This window comes from Nocardia asiatica NBRC 100129 (genome assembly GCF_000308415.1).
Taxonomy (GTDB): Bacteria; Actinomycetota; Actinomycetes; order Mycobacteriales; family Mycobacteriaceae; genus Nocardia; species Nocardia asiatica.
In genome coordinates, this window is record NZ_BAFS01000040.1 from 15,915 (window position 1) to 33,161 (window position 17,247).

Here is a 17,247-nt window from a genome sequence, read left to right on the forward strand (position 1 = left end):
GACAGCAGAACCGGAATGGTGCCGTCGGGCAGCAGATAGTCAGAAATCGTCGCGCTCCTCACGAACGGGCATCGCAATGATTGCGTGCGCATTGGCTCCGCCTGCGCCGAACGAGGACACGGCGCCGTAGCGCGCGCCGTTCGCCGGCTCCCACGGCAGCAGTTTCGTAGCCAGCCGCAAGCTCGACCGATCCCAATCCACTTTGGTGGTCGGGTTCTCCGAGAACAGGCTCGGCGGGATGTGACCGTGCTCACCGGCCAGCAGCAGCTTGATCAATCCGAGCATTCCCGCTGCGGCCTGCGCGTGTCCGGCGTTCGATTTCACGGAACCCAACATCACATCGGATCCCGCGCGGCCGTAGGTATTCTGCAGTGCGGTCAACTCGACCGGGTCGCCGGCGCGAGTGGCTGTGCCGTGTCCTTCGACCATTCCGACAACGGCGGGGTCGATCCCGGCGATATCGATCGTTTTGCGAATCAGCCGCTCCTGGGCATGCGCGCGGGGAACCAGGATCGGCTTGCCCTTGCCATTGTGATTGGTAGCGGTGGCCAGAATGCGGCCGTGGATCCGATGTCCCAGCCGACGGGCGCGCGACTCGGGCTCGACGACTACGACACCCGCGCCTTCGCTCCAGAGCGTGCCGGTGGCGTCGTCGGCATAAGATCGGCAATGCCCATCAGCGGAAAGGGCGTTGTTCTTCGCGAATTCGTAGAACGCCACCGGCGATCCCATCACGCAGACGGCCCCGGCGAGCGCCCATTCGCATTCTCCCGCTCGTACCGCCGCGGCGGCCAGATGCAATGCGGTCAACGACGACGCGCACGCGGAGTCGATGCACATCGACGGTCCGCCCAGTCCCAAGCAGTGTGAAATCCGGCCCGCGACGCCCAGTTGTCCGAAGCCGACGATCCGATGTCCGCTGTAGGCGTTGACCTCCGCGCCTCGCGGGCCGTACTCCATCGGGGATGCGCCGATGAAGCAGCCGCCGTCCTCGCCGTCGAGCGCGCCGGGATTGATTCCGGCGTTTTCCAGTGCCTTCCATGCCACCCGCATGCCGACCCGCTGTTGTGGGTCCATCGCGATGGCTTCCCGTTGCGTGATTCCGAAGAACGAGGGATCGAAATCCGCGGCGCCGTCGAGGAATCCGCCCGCGTCGCAGACGTTTCCCCATCCATCGATGCGGGAAACCGACAGCAGATCGTCGAGCGGCCAATCCCGGTCGCGCGGGAACGGCCCGACGAGTTCTCTCGATTCGGCAAGCGCGGACCAAAACGACCGGGGGCTGTCGATTCCGCCCGGCGCCTCGACGGCCATTCCGGAAATGACTAAGTGATCGCGGCTTTCGGCCGTCGCTGTGGTCATGACGGATCCTCGCTACTCAGACTGTCCGAACGGGTTGCGCGCACGGCGCCAACAACTCCGCGATCGCGTCGGCGTGGTCGTTCAGATAGAAGTGCCCACCGTCGAACATCGTGACCTCGATTTCGTCGGTGTGCGTGGCCCAGCCATAGAGGTCCCGCATCGTGACGACCGGATCCTGATCGCCGCAGATCGCGTGGATGCGAGTCGCCAACTTGACGGTGTCGGCGCAGGAATAGGCATCGAATGCCCGGTAATCGGATTTGATGACCGGCAGCGCCATCTTCATGACCTCCCGGTTCGCGAAGACATCGGCGCTGGTGCCCTCCAACATGCCGAGATGGTCGAGGATTTCCTGGTCATCGGTCGGGTGCGGCGGTTTGTCCGCCACGTGGCATGGCGCGACCGCCGCCGAGATCGTGAGTTGCCGCACATCGATACCCGCGGCCTCCGCGAGCCGTACGAACTCGAACGAGACCAGCGCTCCCATGCTGTGGCCGAAAGTGATGATCGGGACACCGCGGTTGTATTCCGACTGCCGGAATTCGGCGAAGGCGCCCGCTGCGATTTCGGGCAGGGTGCTCGATGCCGGCTCCGTGGCTCGATCCTGACGCCCCGGGTATTGGAACACGATGACGTCGAAGTTCTTGCTCAACGCCTGAGAAAAGACGCGGTAGGACGAGGCGCCCGCGCCCGCATGCGGAAAGATCAAGAGTGGGAGAAGTTCAGCTGAATTCGGCTTGTGGAACTGCCTGATCCAACTCGGTCTGCGCTGCATGTACTACTCCACATCTCGATCGCTCTCGCTCGACGATCCGCACCAGGAGGGCCGCACATCGAGCGCCGGGACCGAAATCCCGTGCCCTCCTGCATACGGTCCGCTGTGACGCGCCTCGAGCCGAATGGTAGGTAAGGCTATCATAACTTGGACACCTGTACGTGTCCGCGCGGGTATTGCCCTGTGGGCCAACGGACTCCGCCTGTGGGGGCGTCGTCGGGCGCGCTTCGCGCCTGATCCGACCCGGGTTACTGGCGAGGCTATATTGTGTAGGCTAACCTAAGTCGCTAGGTTGAGCGGGCCTGAGGGATATCAGGTGCAAGGCAACAGGTAGGTGAGTTCGATCCGCACTTTCGCTGTCTTGCTGATGTCCGAGAACAACCGCTGAGGAGTTCGGCTTCATGTCGGAGAAGACACAAGCGCCCGATGCCGCGCGTGATTCGGCGGCGCTGCCGGAAATCGAAGACGTGCTCGCGCTGAGCCCGTTACAGGAGGGCCTGTTCTCCCTGGCCGAATTGGCCGGTGCGGACGATCTCTACATCATGCAGATCGAGGTCGAGATCACCGGCCCGGTCGATGTGGCGCTGTTGCGTCGCAGCGTGGAGGCGATCGTGCGGCGGCACGCCAACCTGCGCGCGGTGTTCTGGGACCGGGATCTGCCGAGGCCGGTGCAGATCGTGCCGCGTTCCATCGAACTGCCCTGGTTCGAGCGTGCCGCTGACACCTACGAATTCGCCGCCATCGCGGAATCGGAAGCGCGGCGCGGCTTCGACCTGGAGCGCGGCCCGGCGTTGCGGGTCGTGCTCGCGACGCTGCCCGACGGGTCGCGCAGGATGATCCTGACCGCGCACCACATCCTGATGGACGGATGGTCGCTCGGCGTGTTCTTCCGCGAGGTCTTCGCGGTGTATCAGGCGGGAGGGTCGGCCGCCGCGCTGCCCGCGCCCCGGCCCTACCGCGACTACATCGGCTGGCTGGCGGCCCGAGACAGCGAAGCGGATCTGCGCCTGTGGGCCGACTATCTCGGCGATGTCGAGCCGCTCATCCTCGGTGACCGCTCGTCCTCGATCGTCAACACGATCGTGCCGGAGGTGCACAAGCTGACATTGGACGCGGTCGACACCGACCGGCTGCGGCGCTGGGCGGGCGCGCACGGGCTCACCATGAACACCGTGGTGCAGTTCGCCTGGGCTCTCGTGCTGGGCAGGCTCACCGACCGTCAGGAAGTGGTGTTCGGCACCACCGTCTCGGGACGGCCCGATGAGCTGTCCGGCGTGGAGACGATGATCGGCCTGTTCATCAACACCATCCCCGTGCGAATCCAGCTGGGCGCGGGAGAATTCGATGCCGAACGCGTCGCGGGAACCTGCGCGCAGCTGCAGCGCGAGGCAGCGGCGATGCGGGACGTCGGTTACCTCAGCCTGTCGGCCATCCAGCGCGCGGTAGGCCGGGGCGCGCTCTTCGACACCCTTTTCGTCTTCGAGAACGCCCCCGTGGCCGACGTGTTCGGAACGATCGCCACGAGCGATGGCGCCCGGTTCCAGATGTCGGTATCGCAAGGCCTCACCCACTACCCGCTGGCGGTGGTGTCGTATCTGCTGGACGGCGAATTGTCGGTGGGAGTCGAGGCCGTCCCCGCGTTGCTCGGCCGGCTTTCCGTCTCGGATCTGGTCGCCCGGCTCGTTTCCGTCCTGCGCCGGTTGCCGGCTCTCGGCGACGGGGATCAGGGTGCGCTGGATGTGCTGTTACCGCACGAACGTCCACGACCTCCGGAGGCGACGGCGCAGGACGTACGCGGTGCGACGGTGCCGGAGTTGTTCGCCCGCCAGGTCGCGGCGACGCCCGACGCGCTGGCGCTGACCACCGAACACGAGCGGTACACCTACCGTGAGTTGTCCGAGGCCGCGTCCCGCGTGGCGGCTGTGCTGGCACAGCGCGGTATCGGCGCCGAAGACGTCGTCGCACTCGCCATGCCGCGATCAGCGCAGTCGATCGTGGCGATCCTGGGGGTGCTCGCCGCGGGGGCCGCGTACGTTCCGGTCGACATCGACCTACCTGCCGCGCGCATCGAATCCATCGTGCGGCAATCGAAGCCGCGCCTGGTACTGGTGGACGGCGCGGGCGCCGCCGCACTGGCCGAAGTCGGCGGCCTGCCCCCGGTGCTGGCTATGAGCGACGCGATGACCGCGAAAGGTTCGGCGATGGCCTCGCCATCGTTCGAGCCCGCGCAGTGCGCCTACTTGATCTTCACGTCCGGTTCGACAGGAGAGCCCAAGGGCGTGATGGGTACCCACGCGGCGTTGGCGAGCTACTTCGCCGACCACCGCGACCGGGTCTATCGCCCGGCGGTGGCTCGATTGGGTCGGCCGCTGCGGATCGCGCACGCTTGGTCGTTGAGTTTCGACGCCTCATGGCAGCCGCTGATCGGGTTGCTCGACGGCCACATGATCCACCTGTTCGGCGCCGAGGAGATGCGGGACGCGCAACGGCTCGTCGACGGTATGAACCGGCATCGAGTGGACATGATCGACACGACACCTTCGATGTTCGCGCAGCTTGCCGAAGCCGGGTTGATCGATGGTCGTGGTACCGCCGGTCCGGCGGTCCTGGCGTTGGGCGGCGAGGCCATCGGCGTGCCGTTGTGGAAACAGCTGTGCGCGCTGCCGAATACCGCCGTTTACAACTGCTACGGGCCTACCGAGACCACGGTCGAGGCCGTGGTGGCCTCGGTGACCGACGCCGCCGCGACGCCGGCGATCGGCGCTCCGACGGCGGGCATGACCGGATACGTCCTCGATTCGGGACTACGTGCGGTCCCGGACGGTGTCGTCGGTGAGCTCTATCTGTCCGGCGCGCAGCTGGCCCGCGGTTACGTGGGGAAGTCGGGTGTCACCGCGGAACGATTCGTCGCGGACCCATTCCGCTCCGGTGAACGGATGTATCGCACCGGCGATCTGGTGCAGCGGCTGCCCTCCGGTGAGCTGGCGTATCTGGGACGCGCGGATGGCCAGGTGAAGATTCGCGGCTACCGCATCGAGATAGGTGAAATCGAAAACGCGCTGCTGTCGTTGCCGCAGGTGTGCGCGGCCGCGGTGATCGCGGTCCGCCGCCCGAGCGGCCCGGCACTGGTGGGGTTCGTGGTCGGCGCGGACGGCACGACCGCCCGGATACGCGCAGACCTCGCCGAGCGCCTGCCCGCCTACATGGTTCCGCAGCGCATTCTGGCCCTCGACGCCCTGCCGGTGACCACCAACGGCAAGCTCGACACCCGGCAACTGGAGGTGACAGCGCGGGAAGCGCTGTCCAGCGCAGGCGGCGAAGCCCCGAAGACGGAGACCGAACGCAGCCTCTGCGCCGTGGTCGCCGAACTGACCGGGGGCGCGAAGCCGGGTGTCGAAGACGATCTGGTCGAGTTCGGCCTCGACAGCATCGTCGCCATCTCGCTGGTGAACGCGCTTCGCGGAAGGGGAATATCGACCAGCCCGCGCATGGTGCTCACCGCGGGCACGATCCGGGAACTGGCCGCGCGAATCGATTCCGGAGCGACGCCGGGCCGCGCGGCGACTGCGGAGGACTACGGCGCCATCGGCCGGGTTCCGATCTTGTCGTGGATGCACGAGTACGGCGGATATCGCAGATTGTCGCTGTGCACCCTGCTCGAGCTTCCCCCGGGAGTGGACCAGCCGAGACTGGAGGCCGCGCTGCAGTCCGTCCTGGACGGGCACGACCTGCTGCGGTCCCGCTTCAGCGAGACCGCCACCGGATACGACCTGTACACCCGCGCGCCGGGTTGTGTCCGCGCGGGCGACATCCTGACCCGGGTGCAGGAGGGCGCGGACTTCCGGGCGAACCTCGCGGCCCACGCGCGCAGCGCCGCGGCGCGGATCGACCCGCTCGCCGGTGACCTGGTGCGTGCGGTCTGGTTCACCCGGTCCGAAGCCCCCGATCTGCTCCTGCTTTCGATCCATCACATCGCGGTCGACCCGGTCTCCTGGTACATCATCTGTGCCGATCTGGCTGAGAGCTGGGCCCGGCTCACCGCACCGGATCAGATCGCCACCGCGCAGATCCCGGCCTTGGCTCCAGCGGGCGAGTACACCGGGTACCGCCTGTGGGCGGAGCGGATCCGGGCGCGCGCCGGCGCCGCGGAGGTCGCCGCCCAGCGCGAATACTGGCTGCGCCAATCCACCGGACCGGATCCGGTGCTCGGCGCACGGCGTCCCGATCCGAAGACGGACACGTTGTCCTCGTGTCACGTCCACCCCGTACTCCTCCCGGTCGAGACGACGGCCGCGATCCTCGATGGCCTTGCCGGCGAACTCGGCGTCCGCGAGTTCCTCCTCGCCGCGCTCACCATGACCTTGGCGACTTGGCGCGTCTCGCGTGGCCAGGATCCGACCGGCGGGGCATACGTCGCGATGGAAGGCCACGGTCGCGAAGACGCGTTGCTCGGCGAAGACATCGATACGGCGCGTACGGTCGGTTGGTTCACGAGCATATTCCCGGCGCGTTTCGGAGCCGGTGCGAATTACGTGGATCTCGCTGCGGCACAGGAGGATCCGCGCACGGCCAGGGCGCTCATCGATGCCATCGCCGCACAGCTGTCGGAGATACCGAACCGCGGTCTGGATTACGGCGTGCTTCGCTATCTCGAGGAAGTACCCGAACTCGTCGGCGCGCCGGAGCCGCAGGTGTTGTTCGACTATCTCGGGCGCCTCGATCTCGTCGGTGCGAACAAGCCGTGGACGCCGGTGACCGACACCGAACTGCTCGAGCGACTTCCGATGTCGCCCGAACCCGAATTCCCGCTCCGGCACGCGATCGACGTGATCGCAGCGGTGCACGCGACGCCGGCGGGCCCGCAATTGGTCACTCTGCTGCGTTGGAGCGACGCCGTGTTCACCGAAGCCGACGTGCATCGGTTCGCCGAAATCTGGCGTGCCGCCGTGGCATCGCTCGAACGCGCGTTGTCGCCGATCTCGGTCGACCGCACAGCGGCTTCCGACCTGTGATCCGCCGACCCGCAAGCGCCCCCGTCGACTGAAGGACGACCATGTCAGAAGATATTCTCGAGCGTCGGAAGCAACTGCTGCAGCAGCGACTGCGTGAGCAGAACCTGCAGGCGCCTACGCCGACGACCGTGCCTGCCCGAAGCGGTGGCGAGCCGAGCCCGCTTTCGGCCGCGCAGCGCCGCATGTGGTTCGTGCAGCAGCTCGATCCCGACGACACCACGCTGAACGTGTGCGTCGCCTACCGCCTGGACGGTGACTTGCGGCCCGATCGGCTCCGCGCGGCGTGCGCCACCGTGGTCGCCCGGCACGAGATCCTCCGTACCACTTACCACGTCGACAAGTCCGGCGAGCCGTATCAGGTCTCGCGCGCCGAGGCCGATTTCTCCTGGCAGGAGCACGACCTCACCGAACTGCCGGAAAGCGGCCGGAGCCGGCGGATCGAGGTACTCGCGCGCCGGGAGTTCGCTCGTCCCTTCGACCTGTCCGTCGAATCGCCGCTGCGCGTGACGCTGGTGCGCACCGGCGCGGCCGAGCACATCCTCATTTTGGTCGTTCACCACATCAGCTGGGACGACGATTCCTGGCCGGTGTTCTTCGCCGAGATGAACGCGGCCTATCGGGATGGCGCGCTGCCGGAGATCCACGCGCAATACGTGGATGTCGACGCTGCCGCACAGGAAGAGGAAATCCCGGCTGCCGACCTGGACTATTGGCGTGCCGAGCTGGTTCCGCTGCCCGAGCGGCTCGAGCTGCCGGGCAGACGCGCGGGAAGCGCGCGGTCGAAGAACGCAGGCCGCTGCGTGCGAGGACTGGCGCCGGAGCTTCTGAGCAGGGTCGCCGCCATCGGGCGCGAGCACTCGGCGAGCCCGTTCACCGTGCTGCTCACGGCGTTCGAGGCGGTGGTGCATCGCTACACGGCGGCGACGGATTTCCTCGTATCGGTGCCGGTGAGCAACCGCACCGGCCGCGGCGCCGAGGCCCTCATCGGCTACTTCGGCAACACGGTGCTGATCCGCGCCACCCCTGATGGCGACGAGACCTTCGCCACCCTTCTCGATGCGACCAAGACCACCTGCCTCGACGCATTCGCCCACCAGCGTGCCGGCGTCGATGAGGTGATCCGCGCGGTGAGCCCCGAACGGGTGGCCGGACGAGACGGCTTGGCGCAGCTCGTCCAGCTGAGCTTCACGACGCGCAGCGCCGCGAACGGTTTCGACCTCCGCGGCATCGAGTGCACCGAATTGGCGCTGGGCAGTGCGGTCGCCCAGGAGGAACTGGGCCTGATGGTGATTCTCGACGACGCGGAGCCTCGCGTCGAGGCCACCTATCTGGTCGATGAACTGGACGAGCGACTCGTCGAGCAGTTCCTCGACCACTACATCCAGCTGCTCGACAGCGCACTGCGCGAGCCGGACCGGCGGCTGCACGACATCGACATGCTCGGCGCCGATCGCGCCGAGGTCCTGGAAGCCTCGCATGGCACGCTCGTCCCCGAGCAGCCGACTACGGTGGTCGCCCTGCTGGAGGACCAGGTGGCCGCGGCGCCCGAGCGTGTCGCCGTGGCCTCGGACGAGATCGAACTCAGCTTCCACACGCTGAACCAGCGTGCGAACCGATTGGCGCACTGGCTGATCAACCAAGGCATCGGCGCCGAGGACATCGTCGCGCTGCGAATGGCGACCTCCGTCGGATTCGTCGTCGCGGCCGTGGCCACGCTCAAGGCCGGCGCGGCCTACCTGCCGATCGATCCCGCCTACCCGGAGGAGCGGATCGACTATCTGCTCGGCGACGCCCGGCCGAGGTCGACCCTCGATGCCGCGGCATTCGAAGCGGCGGAGGCCGCCGCGGCTATGCTGCCCGACACGAATCCGTCCGATGCGCAACGGGTCGCCCCGTTGCGACCGTCGAACACCGCGTACGTGATCTACACCTCGGGTTCCACGGGCAAGCCGAAGGGCGTCTCCGTTCCGCACGAGGCGATCGCCGAGCATCTGACGAGCTTCGTCGCGCAATGGGACCTCACCGCGCAGGACCGGGTATTGCAATCGACCTCGGTGAGTTTCGACGCATCGGTGGCGGACATCTTCCTCACGTTGGTCGCGGGCGCACGGGTGGTCATCCCGAAACCGCACGCCTACCGGGACATTCCCTATGTCGCCGACCTGGTCACCCGCCATGAGATATCGGTGCTGCACATGGTGCCCTCGATGCTGGCGACATTCCTGATGCTCCCCGACGTCAACGACTGGAGGACACTGCGACACGTCCCGGTCGGCGGTGAGGCTCTGCCCGGCGAGGTTGCCGACCGGTTCACCTCGCTGTTCGACGCCGAGTTGCGCAACCACTACGGGCCGACCGAAGCGGTTGTGTGCTCCACGCACATGGCGGTCGAGGGTCCGCAGGGCACCGGCATCGTGCCGATCGGTGTCCCGAATCGCAACGTCTACCTCTACCTTCTCGATGAGGCCCTGCAACTGGTGCCGAACGGCGTAGTCGGCGAGATCTATCTCGGCGGTCGCCAGTTGGCCCGCGGCTATCTGCATCGCCCCGGCCTGACCGCGGAACGCTTCGTCGCCGATCCGTTCCTGCCGGGCGGACGGCTGTACCGCACCGGAGACCTCGCCCGCCGTAACGCCGCCGGAGAGATCGAATTCGTCGGCCGCGCGGACGAACAGGTCAAAGTGCGCGGTTTTCGGATCGAACTGGGTGAGGTGGAAGCCGCCCTCACCGACCACCCCGATGTCGCACACGCCGTCGTGGTGGTCACCGAGCACGAGTCGCTCGGTCCTATACTCGCGGCCTACCTCGTGCCCGCGCCGGGCGCCGACCTCGATGTCGACGCGGTCCGCGCGCATATCGCGGCGACATTGCCCGATTACATGGTCCCGATGGCGTTCACGGTGATCGACGAGATTCCGCTCACCGCGCACGGGAAACTCGACAAGCGCGCGCTGCCGACGCCCGAACCGACGCTGACGCGCACCTACCGGGAGCCACGGACGCCGACCGAGATCCGGGTGGCCGACCTCTACCGCAGGCTGTTCGACCGCGACCGGATCGGCGCCGACGACTCCTTCTTCGAACTCGGAGGCCACTCGTTGCTGGCGGCGCGGCTGATCTCGATGATCCGGGCGGAGTTCGGTATCGAGATCGACATGCGCGTTCCATTCGACACCCCCACCGTCACCGGGCTGAGCGCGTATCTGGTCGCCCAGTTCCTCGACGAGTTCGGCGTCGACATCGATGAGGTCGCCGCACTCGACGAGCCCGGCGGGGAGCCGGTCGGGGAGACCGGAGCCGTTGTCGAGGCCAGGGCGTCCGCCCGGCCGGACCTGGTGCGACGGCCGCGGCCGGAACATATCCCGCTGTCGTACTCGCAACGGGTGTACTGGTTGCAGCGGCGGCTCGAGGGCGCGATCGACGGCGAGAACGTCGCGTACCCCCTCCGTTTCGACGGTCCGCTCGACCTCGAAGCCCTCCGCGGCGCCATCGATGACGTCGTGGCCCGTCACGAGTCGCTGCGCACCACCTTCCCGGAGCACGAAGGAACGCCGTACCAGCACGTGCACCCGGCCGGCCCGGTGCCGGTGCCCACCATCGAACTCGGCGGTGGGACCCTCGAGGCCGCCGCCGAGCTGGAGCGGGAACTGGCACAGGACGCCGCTTACGTCTTCGATCTGCGCAGTGAACCGCTGTTGCGGCTGCGCCTGTTGGTCCTCGATCCGCAGACGCATGTGCTCTCGATCCTGATGCACCACATCATCGCCGACCGGCGCTCGTGCCAGATCTTCGTCGCCGATCTCACGCGGGCTTATCGTGCCCGGTTGCGCGGCGAATCACCGGACTGGCCGGAACTCGCCATCCAGTTCGCCGATTTCGCGATGTGGGAGCGCGAGGTATTCGACCGCGGGCCGGGTCGCGGCGAAGCCAGCGCGTACGGGCAGGCGCTGCTCGATGATTGGCGCGAGGCGCTGGCCGGAATACCGGACGAGATCGCCGTCGCCCACGACCGGCCGCGTCCAGCGGTGCTGGGACACGATGGCCTGAGTACCAGCAGGGTTGTCCCCGCGGCCACCTGGCAGATCGCCAAGGCGCATGCCGAGGCGGCCGGCGCGACCGACTTCATGCTGTGCCAGGCGGTGAGTGCCGCGACCGTGCACGCGCTCGGTGGGGGCGACGACCTGCCGATCGGCGTCGCCGTCGCGAATCGCCTCGATGCGGTGACCGAGGACATGATCGGCCTGTTCGCCAATATGGTGGTATTGCGCAACGACTTGTCCGGTGATCCGACGCCGCGTGCGGTGCTCGGCAGGGTGCGTGACTCGGCGCTGGACGCTATCACCAGGCAGGGCGTGCCCTTCGAGCGATTGGTCGAAACGATCAACCCGCCCCGGTCGCTGTCGCGCAATCCGCTGTTCCAGGTGGTGATGCACTTCCGCAACCGCGTGCAGCCCACCGACCTCACCGAGGACGGCGCGACGGTCGTGACCAGCATCGCCAAGTACTACGAAGTCTCGTTCATGGACTTCCACCTCGACTACACCGCGGAGCCCAACGGTGACCTGACGGCGCGTGTCGTGGTGAACTCGGATCTCTACGACGCGACGACCGGCGAGATCTTCGCCGATGTGCTGGTGCGGGTGATCCAAGCCTTCACCGAGCAGCCCGATCGAGCGCTCGGTGAACTGGACATCCTGCCGGAGGGCTGGGATGCCACCAGATCGGTCGTACATCAGGCGTCGACCGCGGTGGCCTCCGATCATCGGGATGAGAACGCACCCGCGTCGCTGGAAACCGACACCGAGCGCACCCTGGCTTCGATTCTCGAAGAGCTCCTCGACATCACCGGCGTCGGGCGTGAAGACGGCTTCTTCGCACTCGGCGGCGACAGCGTCATCGCGATCCAATGGGCCGCCAGAGCCGGCGAGTCGGGGCTGCCGCTGGCGCCGCAGATGGTATTCGAGCACTTCACGATCGCGGAGCTGGCCGCCGCGGTGGACGATGCCATCGCGAATCCGCCTACCGCCGAGTCCGACGAGCCGGAGAAAGAGGATCGTCATCACGCCCCGATGTCGGTCTCCGGCCTCGACGACGACGCGCTGCGGGCTCTGCGTGAATCCTGGTCGGCGCGCAATTGAGCCGCCCGCGCTTCGAAAAACGAGGTCCCAGCGCTTCTCAGCGCTGGGACCTCGTATTTTTACGTGCTCGCGGGAAACGTTCGCGGCCGATCCGGTCAGCGCGGCGGCGCCGAACCGACGATCATGCTGCCGACGCTGCACTCCTCCAGTTCATCGACCCCCGCCGCCGCGACGAAAGCGGCGGTGTCGCCGAATCCTTGGGCGCACGCGCCCAAGCCCATGGCGGTCGCCGCCAGATAGATCGTCTGCATCAGGACGCCGACATGTTTGAGGATGACGGCGTAGGCGACCTGCTCGTAGGTCCACATCACCCGGCCGGACCGTGCCGCCATGACGAGGAGAACCTGAGGTTCGGCGCCGTTGGTCAACGTCGCGGACGTGGACTTCAGAAGCCGGGCCACCGCGGGCGAATCCGCCGCCGCGACCGGCCGCAGCACGTGGTCGAACGAGTCGTAGTGGTACATCCCGGGTGCCAGGCCGGCGACGTTGCGCACGATCGGGTAGATCTCGAGTTCGTAGACGCTGCCGCCCGAGGGATACGGGCGGGATACCAGTTCCTCACCCTCGCCCGCCGGGCGCGTGCTGCGGGTCCGGGCTGTGCGATAGAGCAATTCCGCCAGCTGATCGCTGGTGATCGGCCGCGCGTCATCGAAGGCTCTGGTCGAAACGCGGTCTTCGAGCACAGCCGTCAAGGTCGGGTCATCGGCCCTGGCGGCCGCCAGATCCGGGACGGTGAGCGACACCGGCTCGCCGGGATAACTCGCCTTGCGCGCCGGCGGCTGCGGGAACCTGCCCTTCGCCCACTTGGTGGGGCCGAAGTTCTCCCAAGTGATGGTGCGGTCGCCGAGGGTGCTGCGGCGATGGAACCACAGATCCGGCGGGTTCCAGCTGCAGGTGGTGAACTGCCGGTCCTCCGCGTCCGAATCCGCGACCAGGAAGCCGCACCAGTGCAGATCTTCGGTGAACCGCGAGATGAGCGCGTGCGGCAGATCGGTATCGGCTGCGGCGGGCTGATCGAGCAGTGTGAGCAGCCGCAGATCGTGGATGCGCAGATCGCACCAAGCCAGCGGGTGTTCCAGCACGAAGCCGTTCGAGTCCCGGTGCAGCACAGCGAACTTCGACAGCGTCACCGGTCCGGGGAACGGAGTTGTCGGTCGGGGGCCGGGCAGTGCGAACGGGCGGAGGGTGTAGAGGTCACGCCCGCTGTCGCGCATCGTCACAGTCAACCAGCCACTGCGGGCAAGCCGGTCCATCAAGTCCGTGACATCGGCTCCGCCCGCTGCCGCGGACATCTCCGATACTGTCGCGGGGCCGCGGTTGAGCGTCTTCAGCGCTTGGAGCTGACCGGCGGGGAGGCCGGTCAGCTTCTCGTTGCGCGGCGGATTCAGCAGGATCGCGCCCGTGGGGAGAGTCAGGCAGGTGGCGCCGTCCCGCAGGGCGAATCTGGTCTGGTCGGGATATCTGACAGCGGGCAAACCGCTAACCTCCGCTTGTCGAACCAATTCGATCGGGACGCTACCTATTTCGAGGCAGCGGCGAACGCGGGTGAGATCTTGTCCAGGATGTAGGGCACCGAGAGGGCGGTCGGCTGGTTCACCGCGCTGATCTCCTGAGTGGTCAGGAACACGACCGAGCCCTTCTTCACGGCGGGCAGCGCGGCGTATCCCGGCAGGTTGCGATAGGCCTCGTCCATGCCGGGGGAGTAGCCGGCCAACAACAGATCAGCGGTGAGTTCGTCGACGCGCTCCGGCGACAATGCCAGACGACCCTGATTGGAGGGCTGCTCGGTGAGATTCTTGGGGATGGTCAGGCCGAGCTGGGCGAATACCTTGGCGGAGCCGTCGTTCTGGTCGGTGAGCACCATCAGCTGGGTGGGCCCGCTCAGCCAGGTGCTGGCGAAGGTCTTGCCTTTCAGTCCTGGGTTGGCCGCGATGATCCCCTCGATCTTCTTGTCCACATTCGAGATCACCGCGCTCGCCTCATCCTGCTTGCGCAGCACCTTGCCCAGTGCGGTCACCTGGTCCTGCCATGGGGTGACGGTGTCCTTGGTGAGGCCGGGCAGAGTAGGCGCGATCTTGGTGAACTCGTCGTAATTCTTCTGATCGGCGAGAAATGTATCGGCGAGAATGAGATCCGGCTCCAGCGCGGCGACCTGCTCGGCGATATTGCCCATCGGGTTGAGAACCTTCGCGGATTCCAGCGACTTCGGCTCCCACGGGGGCGCGCTCTGGGAGACCATGGCGATGGTGTCGACGTAGCCGACCGGGTTCGCCCCGAGCGCCAGAGTGGCATCCAGCCACTGGTTGCCGAGGGCGACGATCTTCTTCGGGGTTCCCTCGATGGTGGTTTCTCCACGCGCGTGGGTGATGGTGATCCGATCGCCGGAAGTGGAATCGTCGTCCGACGAGCCGCACGCGGTGACGCCGAGAGTAAGCGCACCGGCCAGTACGGCTACCGCCGCCCTCGTCCACACGCGGGGTGCTCGAACACGCTTCATCGTTGAACCTCCTTCATCGGGGAACCTCCCCAGCTCGGCCTATCAGAAGCCAAACTCAGCCAAGGCTAACCTATCTTGCGGATTCCTGAGAAGGTGGCCCGAGCGGCTGACCTCACCGCTCGGCAGAGGCCGGAGGCATGCGTTCGAGTGTCGTTGTGGCCCAGTGCCTCGGAGTGATCCCTGTGCGCGAAGCGCGGCTCGATTGGCCGCCGTGTCCGCGGGGTTCTACTGTGCATCACGATGACATCAACACCGCCCGTTGTGTTTGCCGTGACGATGATTTTCGTGGTCGCAGTGTCCATTGGACGCTGGTTGCTGGTCAACGACGCTGTAGCGGACAAGTTGATCAATCGCGCACTGCGGTGCGACGTCGCGGCCGTGCTGATCGGCTACCTGGTGGCTACGGTCGGAGGTGACGCGGCGCTGGGGCAACAGTTGTTCATGAGTCTCGGCGTGTTCTCGTTGGCCTATTCCTATGGCGTCGCTCGGCTGCTGGACGGTGCCAGCACAGCGGGCGCCGACGCGCGGCAACGCCGATACAACACCTTTGCGGCGATGTTCGCGCTGATCACCTGGGTATGCGCGGTGTCGGAGCGGCTCGGCGTCGACTTGCGCTCGGCCGTCGACTGGGAAGGGTTGTTGTGGTCGGTGACCTGTTTGTTCACCGGCTGTATCGGCGTGCTGCTCGCTCGCGCGTGCGTCCGGGAACTCCGGCTGGGGACGCCGGTCCTGCGGGAGCGACTGACGTACTCGGCGCTGCTCGTGTTCGGGATCTACTGCGTGGTGTCCACTACGGGTGGGGTCATCCAAGTAGCGGGTGGCGCTGTGCCGGGCTCTCCCGGTCTCGGATGGGCTGTTGCCTCGATCGTCGCGTTCGGCATCCTCGCGGCCCTCGTATCGATTCCGCTGTTGGATGCGTTGGCGATACGCGCCGGCTTGGATCGGGACGCTCGCTATTGCCGCCGGTTGCGGCCCCTGTGGCGTGATCTCACGACGGCGGTTCCGGAAGTCGTACTGCGCCAGCACCATTTCGAGTCGGCATCACGCCTGTACCGGATGACGGTGGAGATCCAGGACGCGCTGGTTGTGCTCCGGCAGTACGCGCCGGCGTCGGTCAGCCGGCAGGCGGCGGCCGACCGTCACCAGGCCGTTCGCGTCGCCTCTGCGGCGCGGCTGGAACAGTGCGGCGCGATCGCGCCCGTAGCCCCCGGTGATCACGCGGATCAGCTGGGTTACCTGCTGGACCTGGCGCGCCGGTGGCCGCGCGGCGTCGACCCAGCGGGTGCACAGGACGGTCCGGCTCGCCTGTCGGGATGGGGACGCGCAGCGTGGTCCGCCGTCCGGCGCATGGCGCGGTCGCCGAAAGGCCCGAATGTGCCCGCATCGAACGCTTCTGCCCGAACGGCGTGATAGATACTCGCGAGTGGGAGCGCGCGGAAGGCCGTAGCGGTGGTGCTACGGGGCAGATTCGGCACAAGCGGCCGCCACCGCGGCGGTATCCCAATAGAAGGGTCGCACCTCGGCGATGCGGCCGTCGACGAAGGTGAGTGTCTGCAGAATCGCGAAGGTGAGTTCGCGGCCGGTCGCGCGTGCTCGTGCGTGCACATCGGTGTGCACCACGGCGGTCTCCCCGGTCGCGAGGAAGCGCTGATCGCGCAGATCGAATACCTCCCATGTGTCGCTCATCGCGCGGAAGAACCGCTCCAGACCCTCATGACCACGCCAGATTCCGCCGTAGGGCAGATTCTCGGCCTGATGAAGCACCACCGAAGGGTGGAAGTACGGAGCGAGCAGTTCGAATGAGGCGTTGCCCGGCCCGCCCTCCGCGAGATATTTCGCTTCCGCGGCGTACATCGCGGTCAACACGGTCATCGATGCGCTCGTGGACGAAGTCATGCGGCCAGTCTGGTCGTCCGGCCGGACCGGAACCGGCGGTAATCGGACGTCGCGATGCGGCTATGGCACGCCCGTTCCCGCGCGCGTCACGCGCGGGACAGTGGCGACCGAATCAGCCCATCGCGACGGGCTCCTGGCGGGTGTCGTGGCGCAGGCCGACGGACATGATGTCGGACGGTTCGTCGAGTTCGATCCGGTGCCAACGATTCCGGGGCACGACGAAGGCGGTCCCGGACGTGAGACGGACCATCGTCTCGTCGCCGCCGGGGCGTTCCGGTCGCAGGTAGAGGCGCAGCGCGCCGCGCAGGCAGCACACCGCTTCGTCACTGCCTGGGTGGACTTCCCAGTGGTCGGCGTGCACGTCGGCGTCGGATTCGACGTGGAAGGTCGCGAGCTGCCAGCCGCCGTCACCGGTGCTCATCCGGCGTTCACCGGCGGCTACCCGGCCGTCTCCGCCGAAATGGACGGCTCGGCTGAACAAATCGATGGGTGTGTGGTTCATGCCGCTCCCCTCGAGGCTGAGTTTCTATACATGTATAGAAACTAACCCGGCGGACCGCCCGTGTC

At 67.0% G+C, this 17,247-nt stretch carries 9 protein-coding genes; 3 read left to right on the forward strand and 6 right to left on the reverse strand.

The features are described from left to right. Nucleotides 1–39: 39 nt before the first annotated feature. Together ON27_RS04630 and ON27_RS04635 are read right to left on the reverse strand one after the other, a co-directional pair. A complete protein-coding gene (locus ON27_RS04630) occupies nt 40–1,362 on the reverse strand; it encodes a beta-ketoacyl [acyl carrier protein] synthase domain-containing protein (protein ID WP_043719831.1) in 1,323 nt (440 codons plus the stop codon). Nucleotides 1,363–1,378: 16 nt separating this feature from the next. Beyond that, a complete protein-coding gene (locus ON27_RS04635; RefSeq protein WP_043719833.1) occupies nt 1,379–2,137 on the reverse strand; it encodes a thioesterase II family protein in 759 nt (252 codons plus the stop codon). A gap of 401 nt (nt 2,138–2,538) precedes the next feature. Here ON27_RS04635 and ON27_RS04640 point away from each other — a divergent pair, with 401 nt between their 5' ends. Together ON27_RS04640 and ON27_RS04645 are read left to right on the forward strand one after the other, a co-directional pair. Continuing rightward, entirely contained in the window at nt 2,539–7,149 is a 4,611-nt protein-coding gene (locus ON27_RS04640; RefSeq protein ID WP_051046225.1) for a non-ribosomal peptide synthetase, read from the forward strand. 41 nt (nt 7,150–7,190) lie between these two features. Beyond that, nucleotides 7,191–12,287 carry a non-ribosomal peptide synthetase gene (locus ON27_RS04645; RefSeq protein ID WP_043719836.1) on the forward strand — a complete coding sequence of 1,699 codons (5,097 nt, stop codon included), beginning with the start codon at nt 7,191–7,193 and terminating at the stop codon, nt 12,285–12,287. A gap of 95 nt (nt 12,288–12,382) precedes the next feature. On the opposite strand, the gene ON27_RS04650 is transcribed toward ON27_RS04645, so the two are convergent. Both ON27_RS04650 and ON27_RS04655 read right to left on the reverse strand, forming a co-directional pair. Then, entirely contained in the window at nt 12,383–13,762 is a 1,380-nt protein-coding gene (locus tag ON27_RS04650) for a SagB family peptide dehydrogenase (protein WP_051046226.1), read from the reverse strand. 44 nt (nt 13,763–13,806) lie between these two features. Continuing rightward, the gene (locus ON27_RS04655; protein WP_051046227.1) at nt 13,807–14,784 is read right to left on the reverse strand and encodes an ABC transporter substrate-binding protein; all 978 of its coding nucleotides are present in this window, start codon (nt 14,782–14,784) and stop codon (nt 13,807–13,809) included. A 285-nt stretch (nt 14,785–15,069) separates the two neighbouring features. Here ON27_RS04655 and ON27_RS04660 point away from each other — a divergent pair, with 285 nt between their 5' ends. After that, a complete protein-coding gene (locus ON27_RS04660) occupies nt 15,070–16,194 on the forward strand; it encodes a DUF6545 domain-containing protein (protein ID WP_157227085.1) in 1,125 nt (374 codons plus the stop codon). Between the two features lie 45 nt (nt 16,195–16,239). Here ON27_RS04660 and ON27_RS04665 read toward each other — a convergent pair whose 3' ends face one another. Then, on the reverse strand, nt 16,240–16,680 hold the full coding sequence (locus tag ON27_RS04665) for a nuclear transport factor 2 family protein (protein ID WP_043719848.1): 441 nt from the start codon (nt 16,678–16,680) through the stop codon (nt 16,240–16,242). Nucleotides 16,681–16,792: 112 nt separating this feature from the next. Continuing rightward, nucleotides 16,793–17,182, reverse strand: a complete 390-nt coding sequence (locus ON27_RS04670; protein WP_043719850.1) for a cupin domain-containing protein — start codon at nt 17,180–17,182, stop codon at nt 16,793–16,795. Between the last annotated feature and the right edge of the window lie 65 nt (nt 17,183–17,247).